The 11,894-nt window shown below is 57.5% G+C and carries 13 protein-coding genes, 1 pseudogene and 1 riboswitch; of the genes and pseudogenes, 3 read left to right on the top strand and 11 right to left on the bottom strand.

Translation table 11 applies throughout. The features are described from left to right. Positions 1–144: riboswitch (cyclic di-AMP (ydaO/yuaA leader) on the top strand. This riboswitch is flagged as partial in the annotation. A gap of 129 nt (positions 145–273) precedes the next feature. Next, positions 274–684: a hypothetical protein gene (locus PEH01S_RS32900; protein ID WP_025845441.1), complete on the top strand. Its 411-nt coding sequence runs from the start codon at positions 274–276 to the stop codon at positions 682–684. Position 685: 1 nt separating this feature from the next. On the opposite strand, the gene PEH01S_RS32895 is transcribed toward PEH01S_RS32900, so the two are convergent. From PEH01S_RS32895 to PEH01S_RS32880, 4 genes are all read right to left on the bottom strand, one after another. Continuing rightward, entirely contained in the window at positions 686–1,456 is a 771-nt protein-coding gene (locus PEH01S_RS32895) for a DODA-type extradiol aromatic ring-opening family dioxygenase (RefSeq protein ID WP_127490304.1), read from the bottom strand. Positions 1,457–1,594: 138 nt separating this feature from the next. Continuing rightward, on the bottom strand, positions 1,595–2,137 hold the full coding sequence (locus tag PEH01S_RS32890; RefSeq protein WP_025845444.1) for a glycerol-3-phosphate responsive antiterminator: 543 nt from the start codon (positions 2,135–2,137) through the stop codon (positions 1,595–1,597). 189 nt (positions 2,138–2,326) lie between these two features. Further along, positions 2,327–3,829, bottom strand: coding sequence for a glycerol kinase GlpK (gene glpK, locus PEH01S_RS32885; RefSeq protein WP_127490303.1), 1,503 nt, complete (start codon positions 3,827–3,829; stop codon positions 2,327–2,329). 52 nt (positions 3,830–3,881) lie between these two features. Then, positions 3,882–4,592 (bottom strand): MIP/aquaporin family protein, encoded by a 711-nt coding sequence (locus PEH01S_RS32880; RefSeq protein ID WP_127490302.1) that lies wholly within the window; start codon positions 4,590–4,592, stop codon positions 3,882–3,884. Positions 4,593–5,035: 443 nt separating this feature from the next. Between PEH01S_RS32880 and PEH01S_RS32875 the strand changes: the two genes are divergently transcribed. Beyond that, on the top strand, positions 5,036–5,635 hold the full coding sequence (locus PEH01S_RS32875) for an AAA family ATPase (protein WP_127490301.1): 600 nt from the start codon (positions 5,036–5,038) through the stop codon (positions 5,633–5,635). A gap of 63 nt (positions 5,636–5,698) precedes the next feature. On the opposite strand, the pseudogene trxA reads toward PEH01S_RS32875, so the two are convergent. The 5 genes and pseudogenes from trxA to PEH01S_RS32850 form a co-directional block, all read right to left on the bottom strand. Beyond that, positions 5,699–6,025, bottom strand: a pseudogene (gene trxA / locus PEH01S_RS32870) (thioredoxin); the annotation flags it as partial. Between the two features lie 21 nt (positions 6,026–6,046). Beyond that, positions 6,047–6,466: a hypothetical protein gene (locus PEH01S_RS32865; RefSeq protein ID WP_025845450.1), complete on the bottom strand. Its 420-nt coding sequence runs from the start codon at positions 6,464–6,466 to the stop codon at positions 6,047–6,049. 91 nt (positions 6,467–6,557) lie between these two features. After that, a complete protein-coding gene (locus tag PEH01S_RS32860; protein ID WP_025845452.1) occupies positions 6,558–6,989 on the bottom strand; it encodes an RrF2 family transcriptional regulator in 432 nt (143 codons plus the stop codon). Positions 6,990–7,138: 149 nt separating this feature from the next. After that, positions 7,139–7,465 carry a hypothetical protein gene (locus tag PEH01S_RS32855; protein WP_025845454.1) on the bottom strand — a complete coding sequence of 109 codons (327 nt, stop codon included), beginning with the start codon at positions 7,463–7,465 and terminating at the stop codon, positions 7,139–7,141. A gap of 119 nt (positions 7,466–7,584) precedes the next feature. Next, positions 7,585–8,388, bottom strand: a complete 804-nt coding sequence (locus PEH01S_RS32850; protein ID WP_127490300.1) for an RDD family protein — start codon at positions 8,386–8,388, stop codon at positions 7,585–7,587. 73 nt (positions 8,389–8,461) lie between these two features. Between PEH01S_RS32850 and PEH01S_RS32845 the strand changes: the two genes are divergently transcribed. Beyond that, positions 8,462–9,514 carry a stage II sporulation protein M gene (locus PEH01S_RS32845; protein ID WP_127490299.1) on the top strand — a complete coding sequence of 351 codons (1,053 nt, stop codon included), beginning with the start codon at positions 8,462–8,464 and terminating at the stop codon, positions 9,512–9,514. Here the strand turns inward: PEH01S_RS32845 and PEH01S_RS32840 are convergent. Continuing rightward, a complete protein-coding gene (locus PEH01S_RS32840) occupies positions 9,492–10,865 on the bottom strand; it encodes a DUF58 domain-containing protein (RefSeq protein ID WP_246063138.1) in 1,374 nt (457 codons plus the stop codon). The two genes, PEH01S_RS32845 and PEH01S_RS32840, sit on opposite strands and share 23 nt — an antisense overlap. After that, positions 10,816–11,736, bottom strand: coding sequence for an AAA family ATPase (locus tag PEH01S_RS32835; protein ID WP_025845462.1), 921 nt, complete (start codon positions 11,734–11,736; stop codon positions 10,816–10,818). The genes PEH01S_RS32840 and PEH01S_RS32835 overlap by 50 nt, the downstream gene beginning before the upstream one ends. Positions 11,737–11,894: the final 158 nt, after the last annotated feature.

Raw genomic sequence — 11,894 nt, 5'->3', positions numbered from 1 at the left:
AAGCGATGCAGCGCACGCCCTGAGAGCCGTGCCGCCCATCGCATTGGGGTGAATCTTAATCGCCTGCCGCACATGCGCAGGAGTAGGGCGACTCTCACCGCCCGAACCCGTCAGCTAACCTCGTCAGCGCCGTCGAGAGAGGCATCGATCTTCACGCGTAAGACACGGCTTGTTCCGTGCCTTGGGAAGCCGCGGCGAGCCCGTTTTTTACCCGCAGCCGCAGGCTTCTTTCGTATTGCCTTCTCTCCTACTATTCCTTAGGAGGAGAAAACCATGGAGCAGGAGCAGCCCTATATTTTGGTATCGGCGCCCAACAAGCCCGGCGAAGCGTTTATCCGGCAGCTCAAATTCGGCAGCATTCCGTTTGCGGTGATCGTCAACAACAAAGCCGAGCAGGCCCGGCTGCAGGAGCTTGGGGCCGAACGAATTGTGATGGTGGATACGAATGAGGAGAACACATGGCTCGTCCCCGAATGGCCCGTCGGCAAGGTGTTTTTGTTCGAGAACAGCCTGGCCCTGTGCTGCCGCTATATCCGTATATGCCGCCCGTGGACCTCGGAACCGCTGTACGTCATTACGCAATCGAACCATCCGCGCTTGATCTATAAAGGGCTCGGAGCCAACTATGTCATTCATACGAACAGCGGCGAAGTATCGTTTCTGATCCATTCGGCGCACGAATAAGCTAACTGAACATCCACGCGCCGAGACTGAGCGTCCCGTACTGATACTTCTGATACAGCAGCTTCGCCCGCCGGCCGCGGTCCGCCGCGCCCATCGCAATCAGCAGAGGCGCGAAGTGCTCCGCCGTCGGCACGGCCATGGCTGCATGCGGCGCCCGCCGCTCATAATCGAACAAGGCGTCCGAATCCCACACCGTAATCCGGTCGTACAGCCAGGCGTCGAATTGCTTCGCCCACAGCTCGGCGGCATCGTCCTGCCAATGCATTGTGCCGAGATGGTGCACCGTCCCGCCGCTGCCCACGATCATGATCCCCTCGCTGCGCAAAGCCTGGAGCGCACGGCCGATCCGGTACTGCTCTTCCGGCACCAGCAGCGGATTCACGGACAGATGGACGACGGGCACGTCTGCCGCGGGGTGCATGAGCGAGAGCAGCGTCCATACGCCGTGATCGAGTCCCCGCGTATCGTCCAGGGCGCAGGCGATCCCTTCGGTATCGAACAGCCGCCCAATGCCCATAGCGAGCAGAATATTTCCTTTTGCAGGGTAAGAAATGCCATACAATTCCTCCGGAAACCCGAAAAAATCGTGCAGCGTTTCCGGCTCGGCCGCCGCGCCGATCGTCTGTACTTCGCTCTGCCAATGGGCGCTGAATACGACAATCCCTACGGGCTTCGGCAGCTGCGTCCCAAGCGCTCTCAAGAAACGGGAATAGCCATGCGGCTCCGTCACAATCGTAGGCAGGCCATGGGCGAGAAAAAAGGACGGGTACATAAGCGCATCTTCTCCTTTTCGATAAGCTGCTCCGGACGGCAAAGCCCTGCCGCTGCAAGGATCTTCTCGGCGTCACGTCAGGCGGGATGCTCTATCCTATATCGTATTCATCGGCTGTCGGAACGGAGCCAATCCGCCTCAGCTCCAAAGCTCGATTCGGCTGGTCGATACGGCAATCGCGCCGGCGTTGTACAGAACGGGCAGCTCCTCCTTCTTTTCGACAAATCCGCCCAAAATGATATCGAGCCCCGTCTCCTTTTTGATCAAGCTCAGTTTGGGATAAGAGAAGCTCGGCAAAATCTCGATATAGTCCGGCTTCACCTGGGCGGCCGAATTAATAATCGTGCGGATCGAGTGGGAATCGATAATGAAGCCGCGCTGAATGGCGCTCAGTCCGTATTTTTTGGCATGAAGCAGGCAGGACGTCCGGGTGCTGATGATCCCGTCGATTTTAATCACTTTCGATAAGAAATGGATGGAAGCCTCGTCGTCTTTAATCCCTTTCACCATTTCCAGGTGAAGATATATTTTTTTGTTCGCTTGCTTGACCGCCCCTACGATACTTTGTAGTTGGATTAATTCCCCCTCCAGCAGAAAAATGACCTCGTGCGGCGAAGCGAGCGCCTTCTCCAATTCTTTAAACCCCCGGACAGCGGGAATCATGGTATTGGGCTTCAACATAAAGTCCTCCTTCGATAAACATATGAATTCTCTTACAATGCGAATGGTACTATCGTTACTATCATAAACGAAAATAGAATGAATTATTTAGAATTTTTTTACAAACCCGCTCCCGGATCGGAAAACAAGCGAAACCGTGCTGCCTCCCTTCTCCTGAAAAAGGGTGCGACAGCACGGTCCGGTCACTGCTTATTCTTCGTCTTTCTCCCAAAGCATTGTACGATCCACGGCTTTTTTCCAGCCCCGATACAGCTTCGCCCGGGTTGGCTCGTCGATGCCCGGTTCGAATACGGTGTCCGAACCGGCGCGTGCCGCGATTTCCGTTTTATCCCAGAAGCCGACGGCGATTCCCGCCATGTAAGCGGCACCAAGCGCGGTCGTTTCGGTAATTTGCGGTCTTTGAACGGGAACACCGAGAATGTCCGCCTGGAATTGCATCAGCAGGTTGTTCGCGGTTGCCCCGCCGTCGACCCGTAGCGATTGCAGCTTCAAGCCGGAATCAATCTCCATCGCCCCCAAAACGTCTTTCGTTTGGTAGGCCAGAGAATTCAGCGTGGCCCGGATCAGATGCTCCTTCTTCGTGCCGCGCGTCAAGCCGAAAATCGCGCCTCGGGCATACATGTCCCAATAGGGCGCTCCAAGTCCCGCAAAGGCCGGCACGACATAGACCCCGTCCGTATCCTTGACTTTGCCCGCGTAATACTCGGAATCGGACGCCGAGTCGAAGAGCTTCAGCCCGTCGCGCAGCCATTGTACCGCCGCGCCGGCGATAAAAATGCTTCCTTCCAGCGCGTATTCCACCTTGCCGTCCATCCCCCAGGCGATCGTCGTCAGCAGTCCCGACTTCGATTCGACGGCCTTCGTACCGGTATTCATCAGCATGAAGCAGCCCGTGCCGTACGTGTTCTTCGCCATCCCCGATTCGAAGCACGTTTGTCCGAACAGCGCCGCATGCTGGTCTCCCGCCACGCCCGCAATCGGGATTTCCGCACCGCCGAACGTATGCGGATCGGTTGAGCCGTATACGCTTACCGACGGCTTGACCTCCGGCAGCATCGAATGCGGAATGTCCAGCTCCTGCAGCAGCTTCTCGTCCCAGCAGAGCTGCTTGATATTATAGAGCATCGTACGGGAAGCGTTCGTATAGTCCGTCGCATGCACTTTGCCGCGCGTCAGATTCCAGATGAGCCAAGTATCGACAGTGCCGAACAGCAATTCTCCCCGGGTCGCCTTCTCCCTCGCCCCTTCGACGTGGTCCAGCATCCATTTGATTTTCGTTCCCGAGAAGTAAGCGTCTACAACGAGCCCCGTGTTTTCCCGGATGTAAGACTCCAAGCCTCGCGCCTTCAGCTCGTCGCAAAAATCGGCGGTTCTTCGATCCTGCCAGACGATGGCGTTGTGAATCGGCCTTCCCGTATTTTTGTCCCAGATGACCGCCGTCTCCCGCTGGTTGGTAATCCCGATCGAGGCGATTTCCTGCGGACGCACGCCTACCTTTTCCAACACCTCGCGCGCAACGCCGCTTTGCGTCCCCCAAATTTCCATGGCGTCATGCTCGACCCAGCCGGCCTTGGGATAAATTTGCGTAAATTCTTTTTGCGCGGAGCCCACGATGCGTCCACTGTGATCGAACAAAATGGCGCGCGAGCTGGTCGTTCCTTGATCGAGCGCAAGCACATATTTTTTATCCATGACGATGTCCTCCTGTGTAGTTAAAATGTGGGATATACTTGTAGCCTATGCATCAGCTTCCGAAAACCGCATAATAAAATAGCGTTCCGAGCGAGCCGCCGACCAGCGGACCGACGATCGGAATCCAGGCGTAGCCCCAGTCGGACGAGCCCTTCTTCCCGAGCGGCAGCACCGCGTGCGCAATGCGCGGACCCAGGTCGCGGGCCGGATTCATCGCATAGCCGGTCGTTCCTCCGAACGAAAGACCGACGCCGACCAGCAGGAAACCGACGACAAACGGGTTCAAGCCGTCCGTAAATTTGTTGGCGCCGATCGCCAAAATGCAGACAAACAGGATAAACGTGGCCAGCACTTCGCTGATCAGGTTCGCAAACGGGCTGCGGATGGCAGGTCCTGTCGCGAAGGTTCCGAGCTTCGCTCCGGTATCGTCGGTCGCTTTCCAGTGCGGCAAATACTGCAGCCACACCAGACAAGCTCCCAGAAACGCTCCGATGAATTGTGCAGCAATATACGACGGTACCTTCTCCCAAGGGAATTGTCCGGCCATGGCCAACCCGACGGTAAAAGCGGGATTCAAGTGCGCGCCGCTGATCCGGCCGACCGCAAAAATCGCAATGGCGAGCGCGAGCCCCCAGCCCATCGCAATGACAATCCAGCCCGAATTCTGCGCTTTGGATTTGTTCAGGCTGACTCCGGCGCATACCCCGTCGCCGAATAAGATTAACAGCATCGTTCCCAGCAATTCCCCCATAAACGGAGTCATAGGTTTACCTCCCGGCATCGTGTTTTTTTGTAAACCCTTTCAAACATTTGCTTTAAAGAAGGACTTCCCCACCGTAATTGATCATAAGGTCAATATGTTCTGCACCCGAGCCCTCGCATGAAGAGCCCCTCCTTTCCAGAATAAGACAAAAAACAGCCACTATCCGAAATGTGGAAAGCTCCACTTTGGATCACGGCTGTTCTCATCTTCTCACAGCAAAACTGTTTACTTGTGATTTTTATTATAGTATAAGCACTTCGTTTCGTAAACCCTGAATCCCTAAAATACCAATTATTTGAATGTTGCGCCAATTTCATCCTAAGCGATCCGTATCCTGCTAAACCAAATCGGTTAGTACCGTGATCCGCCGCTTTTATGATACGATAGATTGTAAAAGGAACTTGGGCTATAAGGCAATACACTTGACGGACAGGAGGCATGACATGCGCAAGCTCGTATTTTTCCTGGGTCCCGCCGGCGCGGGCAAGACGACGTTGGCCAAAGCCTTGGTCCGAAGACGCCATGCGGCTTTCTTCGATATGGACACTTTATCCCGGCCAGTCTCGGAGGCGATCATGACCCTTTCCGGGCTTGACCCGAACGACCGCGATTCCGCCGTTTATAAAATGCGCTGCCGGGATCTGGGCTACCGCATCACGATGGACGCCGCCCTGGAGAACATGGACCTCGGCGTGAACGCGTTCGTCATCGGCCCTTTTACCCGGGAGCTCGAAGACCCGGTCTGGCCGGAGAAGGAACTGCTGCGGATCGGCGCGTCGCTGCGCGATGTGGACGTCAAAGCGATCCTCGTCTCGCTCCCCGGCGAGCAGCATTACCGCGAGCGCATCCGGGACCGGGGGCTGGCGCTGGATGCATGGAAGCTGGAAAACTGGAGCGAATTCAGCCGCTCCCTTGCGGTTCGGGAAATCCGCTGGCAGCTGCCGGCCTCTTCGATTCTATCGTTCAATAACGCAGGCCCGCTCACGGAAGATAAGCTGCGCCAGCTCGAGCGGTTTATTTACGGAGACGAATCGGACAACTAGAGCGGGGCTCCAGCCTAAAGCAAAAGGCCCCTCGTTTTCGAAGGGGCCTTTTGATCGCTATCATTACAGCTGCGATTGTACCCAAGCTTCCAGCTCCGTCAGCGGACGGAAGCCTACGTGCGTGCCGACCTCGACGCCGTCCTTGAACAGCTTCAGCGTCGGAATGCTCATCACTCCGTATTGTCCGGCCGTTTCCGGATTGTCGTCCACGTTGACCTTCGCGATCTTCACCGTATCGCCGAGCTTGCCGTTCAGCTCCTCAAGCACAGGAGCGATCATTTTGCAGGGACCGCACCACGGCGCCCAGAAATCGACCAGCACGACACCTTCCTGAATCGCATCCTTAAACTCCGCATCTTTTACGTTGACAATAGCCATTTCCATCCACTCCTCTAGTTTAGTTTTTTAGGTTTAACGCAGGTTTTCCAGATTGAATCCGAACGGAAACCGGGAGGCCGGAGCCTTCCACCCGCTCGGCCCGGGAAGGCTCGGCTTCCGCCCTCCTGCCGCTTGCGCGGATGCCGAGGGCAGCATGGCGCTCAACTCTTCAAACCATGCCTGATCCCGGGTCTGCAGCGCCAGCTCGATCAGATCGCGCAGCGCCGCTTCGTCCGCAGGGAGCCCGTCGGGCTCGGGCAGCCGGGTTACTTTCGACTGCCGGGCTTCCGCCACGAAGCCTACCGCTTCGGCGCGGTCGCACTGCGTAATCCGGACACGCAGCGCGCCATTTCCGTCCGTCCATTCAACATATCCGATAAACCTTTCGTCCCTCCAGGAAGTCCCGCTAACCCAATCGCCTTCCCGAATCGGTCCATGATGTGCAGCTGCCATGATCATCACCCTCCCTTTTTAACACCATTAAACAGTTATAAAGCCTCTGAAACGACTGAAACTATTTTGGTAACAGTTACGTCAAAAAAAATTAGCTCTCTCTCTGCTGCTTCGCGAGGACGCGCTCCAGCACGTCTTGAATCGTCAGCCGCTGGAGGTACATCAGCATCTGCTCCTCCGCTTCCGTGAATATATGATCCATCACCTCGGTCATATTGCACGCGACAAGGCAGTCCTCCTCCAAATTTCCCGAGCACCAGGACGGCTTGATCGAACCGAACGACGTGGCGCGGTAAATCTCGGCAAGCGTGACCTCATCCGGCCGGCAGTTTAATGCAAATCCTCCGCCGCTGCCTTCCTTTGTCGTCACGTATCCCTGCTTGCGCAGACACCCCATCACCTTGCGTACACGGGCCGGATGCGTATCCACATTGTGGGCGATCATATCGCTGGTGGCCATATGATCCGGCCGATAGGCGAGCAGCACGAGGCTGTGGACGGCAATTGTAAATTCGCTGTTCACCGGGCGGCTCCCTTCTCTCCGTTCGCTTACTGTAATTATAATAATAACAGTTGAAATTGTCAAATCCGCTTCTGTGCAGGTCAGGATCTTCGGGCGACAAAAAACAGAGCCGTCCCTTCCGGGAATCGGCTCCGTCCGCATGTGCCCGATTATTGATAGAAATTGCTGCGGGCGAAGTTTTGATTTTGCTGCGTTTGAAAGCTCGCCTGATTCAACTGTGCGACCGTTTGCTCCAGCTGGTTGCAAATTTGCGCCATTTGCTGCATTTGCTGCACCGCCGTCTGGTGGCCTTGCAGCGCCGTTTGAATCACTTGAACGGCCTGCTGCTCGCGCTGCGACAAAATTTGCAGCTGCTGCGCATTTTGCTGCTCTTGCTGGAGCAGTCTTTGGTAATTCGCGCTCGCTTGGTCCGTTTGCTGGATCAATTGTTGAATCATTTGCTGGCATTGGTTCAATTGTTGAGTAGCGTTGAACATGGACGGAATTCCTCCTTGGCATGCATTCTGGAAATGGTTGGCTTCTTATTCAGCCCATTTTAGTATGCATGCGCCGCTCCGTCCTTATGCATCCCAAATATAAAAATTTTCCGCCTCGCCTACAGCGACCATTCCTCCGACAGCTGCACGTACAGCTCGATCAGAAAAGCTGTCGACTGGGCCGCATACAGCTCCCGTTCCAGCTCCAGCTTGGTTCCGAGCCGCTCGGCCACCTGTCGGGCAAGCTCCTCGCGCTTGAACTTATCCAGTGAGGGCAAGCGCTCCACGAATGTGGACAGCAGCAGCCAATCTTCCCGCTCGATCCGGCGGCGGAACGCTTCGGACAGCTTGAGTTCATACGGCAGGCGAATGCGGTGCTTGGCCAGCCATTTCTGCGTCCGCTTGCGAAGGTGAAGCCGCTCATGCTGCAGATCCCGGATGACGAGCGTGCCCGCCGCCAAATCACCGAGCCGTTTGTCCATCGGATGGAAGAACATCCACAGCATGCCGACAAAGTAAAAGGACGGCAGGAAATCGATCAGCCGGAAAAAATTACGGATAATGGCCGACAGCAGCGTAACCGGCTGGCCGTTTTCTTGAATGACGCGCAGGCCCAGCCATTTTTTGCCGAACGTTTGCCCGCCCATATAATATTCCGTCAACGCATAGTAGCCGCCGATCAATAAAAAGCTGAGCACGATCAGGAAAGCCGCGGCATATTCCCCAAGCGCATCGTCCAAGCCGATGTCCAGCAGCATCAGGATCAAACCGATCAACAGGCTGATGGCCCCGAAGGCTATCAACAGCAGCAGGTTGTCTACGAGCTGAGCGGCCGTCCGGCTGCCGATGCCCGCCGTCCGAAACTGAAGCCGGACATGCTCCGGCGTCACAATCGACGCTTCCCTGATATTCACCTCGTTCATTTCCCCGCTCCTCCTTTCCATTTTTGTGGTAATATTGAATTATTCGAGAGACGGAAGGAGATCGTCCGAACCCATGAACATTCAGCGCTTCATCCGCGAGCATAAGCCCGTATGGACCGAGCTTGACGGACTGCTGACCTTATTCGAGAAAAAGCGCCGCACGGTTCAGGCGCTGCAGGTCGACCGGCTGACCTTCTTATACCGGACGGCCTCCGCTCACCTGGCCTATGCGCAAACGTACTACCCCGGCGACGAGATCGGACTTTACCTCAATCAGCTCGTAGCGCGGGCGCACCATGCCTTGCATGCCGAACAGTGGAAAACGTCCCACCGGCTCGGCGATTTTTTCAAGCGCCGGTTTATCGGCTATGTTCTGGAACGCAAACGATTCATTGCGCTGGCGTTTCTGCTGTTTATGGTTGGAGCGCTGTCCGGCTTCGCAGCCGTCTGGCAGGACCCGCTCAACCTGTATGCGCTCGTATCCCCCGAGATGGCCGACGGCATCGATCCCCACGCGGTGGGCAAAAACCACGACGAGGTACAGAGCGCCGTCATGTCCACGTCGATCATGACCAACAACATCCGGGTCGCCGTTCTGGCGTTCGTGAGCGGCATCACCTTCGGGCTGCTGACGGTCTACGTGCTGTTCTACAACGGCATCCTGATCGGCGCGCTTACTGCTGTCTTTTGGCAATCCGGCAAAAGCTACGTCTTCTGGGCGTACATTTTGCCGCACGGCGTTATCGAGCTGACCGCCATCTTCATCGCCGGGGGCTCCGGCTTGTATATGGGCTACCGGATGATCAATCCCGGACCGTATACCCGAAAATATATGTTTCTGCGTTCCGTCAAGCAATCGGCGCTTCTGCTGGTCGGCACGATCCCGCTGTTCGTCATTGCCGGGATTATCGAAGGCTATATTACGCCTTCCGGCCTGTCGCTGGAAGCCAAATATATGGTCGCGGGCGCCACGCTGATTGCCCTGGCGCTGTATGCCGCTTACGGCCGGTTGAACGAGCGAAGGCACGCGCAGCCTGCGGCCGAAGGCGCCGTCCCGAAGGACGAAGCCGGGACGAGGACGGACCTCTTCTCTTCCCCGGCCTCTATATCGAATCGTTCGATTTAAGATCCAGGTACCGGTTAACCGCCGTCCAAGCCAATTGCCCGACGGGAACGTCCACAATATCGATCCCGCCGGCCGCCATCTCCGCAGCGACCGTTTGCCGGTCGACGGCAAACTTGTGCGCCACGCTTTTCACATAGGCTTGGCGCCTGTCCGTCGTCTCGGCCGACGCCCATCGCTGCAGCACTTCATCCCGCAGCCCGAGCAGCAAAATCCGGTGCTGCCGCTTCAGCCGCATCAGCAGCGGACGCAGGCCCTCCTCGAACATGTAATTGTCCATATCGGAGAACAGGACGGTCAGGCTCCGTTTCTTTTGCACGCGCAGCAAATGCTGGAGAGCCGTGCTGTAGCTTGCCTCCACGAAGTCGCTCTGCAGGTTGTAGACCGCTGTCGTCAGCGTCTGCAGATGGAGAAGGCCGCTGCCCGGCGGAACATACGCCTTCACCCGGTTCGAGAAGGCGAGCAGCCCTACCTTATCCCCCTGCTTGAGCGCCACGGCCGCAAGCGCCAGCGCCGCTTCAAGCGACACGTCCAGCTTCGTCCGGCCGTCCAGCTCGATCCCCATCATGCGTCCGCAGTCCAGCAGGATGGTGACGACCTTTCCCCGTTCGGGGCGGAATACGTTCGTCATCAGCGTGCGGGACCGCGCCGACGCTCTCCAGTTGACGAACCGCGGGTCGTCGTCGGGGACGTATTCGCGAATCGCGTGAAATTCCGAGCCGGACCGCTCCTTCCGGTAAATCCGTCTTCCTTCCAGCGTCAGTTGATTTTGCATCGAAGATAAAATGCCGCGAACCCCCGACATGTCGGGATAAATACGGATCATCTGCTCCAGCTCTATGCGCGCCTGCTTCTCCCATAAGCCGATCCGCCCTTTCAGCCGAAGCCATACCGTTCGAAAACGATATTCTCCCCGCTCTCGGCCCTCCGTCGTGTAGCGGATTTCCGCCGCCTTCCCTTCCCAGGCCGCCGTCAACGGGGCTCCTGGCGAAAGAAATGTCTGCGGCAGGTCGTCGGCCACCGTCAGCTTCAGAGACACCGGCTGCGGGGCTTCCGCGCGCACCGTCACCTCGAACGGGCTGCCGATATCGGCCTGCCCCGGAAGGCTCCGGCTGACGCGCAAGCTGCGCCGCCTGGGGAGCAGCGACAGATCGAGCACGCTCAGACCGAGCAGCGCGCCGCAGACCAGCCACTGCACGGCGGCCCCGGCCCCGACGGCATAGCCGCCGGCTACAAGAAGCGCCCCGACCCCGGTCAGCAAAGCCATGCGCGGCGTCGGCACGATCAGCCGCTTCTCAAGCGCGTCAGCGAGGGACCGGAATCGTCGCCAGCGTTTCCTGGATGAAGTGGTCACCAGTCTCTCCCTCCAATTCAACCTGCGGCGTCAGCAGCAGACGGTGCCGCAGCGCCGGAACCGCTACGGTCTTGATATCGTCCGGCGTGACGAAGCTGCGCCCGTCCAGCAATGCCCAGGCGCGGGCCGCCGTCATGAGCGCAATCCCCGCCCGCGGGCTTGCGCCGAGCAGGAGCCGTTTGTCTTCGCGGGTTTTGCGGATCAGAGCGGCAATATACTCGACCAGGCTGTCCTGCACGACCACCTCGTGCAGCTCCGCACGAAGCTGCTTCAACCGGTCCAGCGGGAACACGGGGTTCTCCGTCTTCTCCGCTGCCGCAAAGAAAGGAACATGTTCCTTTAAAATCGCCAGCTCCGATTCCAAATTCGGATACGATACGGTCAGCTTGAATAAAAAGCGGTCCAGCTGCGCCTCGGGCAGCGGGTACGTGCCTTCGTACTCCACCGGGTTCTGCGTCGCGACAACGAAGAACGGATCGGGCAGCCGGTACGTCGTGCCCTGAATCGTCACCTGCCGCTCCTCCATCGCTTCCAGCAGAGCGGCTTGCGTTTTCGGCGGCGTGCGGTTAATCTCGTCGGCCAGCAGCAGGTTCGTAAAGACCGGACCGCGGACCGTCTGGAAATCGTTGTCCTTCATATTGAAAATCACGCTGCCGGTAATGTCGCTCGGCATCATATCCGGGGTGAACTGCACCCGGCTGAACGAACCGTCCGTCAATTCGGCAAGCGTGCGTACCATTTTTGTTTTTCCAAGCCCGGGAACCCCTTCCAGCAACACATGCCCCCCGGCCAAAAAAGCGGTCAGCAGCAGACGAATGTTATGCCGCTGTCCGATCACGCTCTTCTCCATCTGTTCCAGCAACTGCTGCAATCGGCTCACTCCCTCTCCAGTCTACGGATCACGCTATCGGCCATCCGGCTGTCTTTCTCGAACTGCTTCGGCGAATAGCTCGCCGCTTCCTCGGCGGCTTGCCAGCTTCGCATCACGGCCGCGAGCCGCTCCAGCTCCTCCTTGCTCAAGTGCGGCTT

Origin of the sequence: Paenibacillus ehimensis NBRC 15659, assembly GCF_004000785.1 — a bacterium.
In the GTDB taxonomy this organism is placed as follows: domain Bacteria; phylum Bacillota; class Bacilli; order Paenibacillales; family NBRC-103111; genus Paenibacillus_G; species Paenibacillus_G ehimensis.
The sequence above is the reverse complement of the archived record's forward strand: the minus strand, read 5'-3'. Positions and strand labels throughout refer to the sequence as shown.

What these genes read in the sequence shown, in the direction of transcription:
- PEH01S_RS32895 (WP_127490304.1), bottom strand. Translation starts at nt 1,456, where the DNA reads ATGTACCCGTCCTTTTTTCTCGCCCATGGCCTGCCTACGATTGTGACG.
- PEH01S_RS32845 (WP_127490299.1), top strand. Translation starts at nt 8,462, where the DNA reads ATGAACATTCAGCGCTTCATCCGCGAGCATAAGCCCGTATGGACCGAG.
- PEH01S_RS32900 (WP_025845441.1), top strand. Translation starts at nt 274, where the DNA reads ATGGAGCAGGAGCAGCCCTATATTTTGGTATCGGCGCCCAACAAGCCC.
- PEH01S_RS32880 (WP_127490302.1), bottom strand. Translation starts at nt 4,592, where the DNA reads ATGACTCCGTTTATGGGGGAATTGCTGGGAACGATGCTGTTAATCTTA.
- PEH01S_RS32850 (WP_127490300.1), bottom strand. Translation starts at nt 8,388, where the DNA reads ATGAACGAGGTGAATATCAGGGAAGCGTCGATTGTGACGCCGGAGCAT.
- glpK (WP_127490303.1), bottom strand. Translation starts at nt 3,829, where the DNA reads ATGGATAAAAAATATGTGCTTGCGCTCGATCAAGGAACGACCAGCTCG.
- PEH01S_RS32875 (WP_127490301.1), top strand. Translation starts at nt 5,036, where the DNA reads ATGCGCAAGCTCGTATTTTTCCTGGGTCCCGCCGGCGCGGGCAAGACG.
- PEH01S_RS32865 (WP_025845450.1), bottom strand. Translation starts at nt 6,466, where the DNA reads ATGGCAGCTGCACATCATGGACCGATTCGGGAAGGCGATTGGGTTAGC.
- PEH01S_RS32890 (WP_025845444.1), bottom strand. Translation starts at nt 2,137, where the DNA reads ATGTTGAAGCCCAATACCATGATTCCCGCTGTCCGGGGGTTTAAAGAA.
- PEH01S_RS32855 (WP_025845454.1), bottom strand. Translation starts at nt 7,465, where the DNA reads ATGTTCAACGCTACTCAACAATTGAACCAATGCCAGCAAATGATTCAA.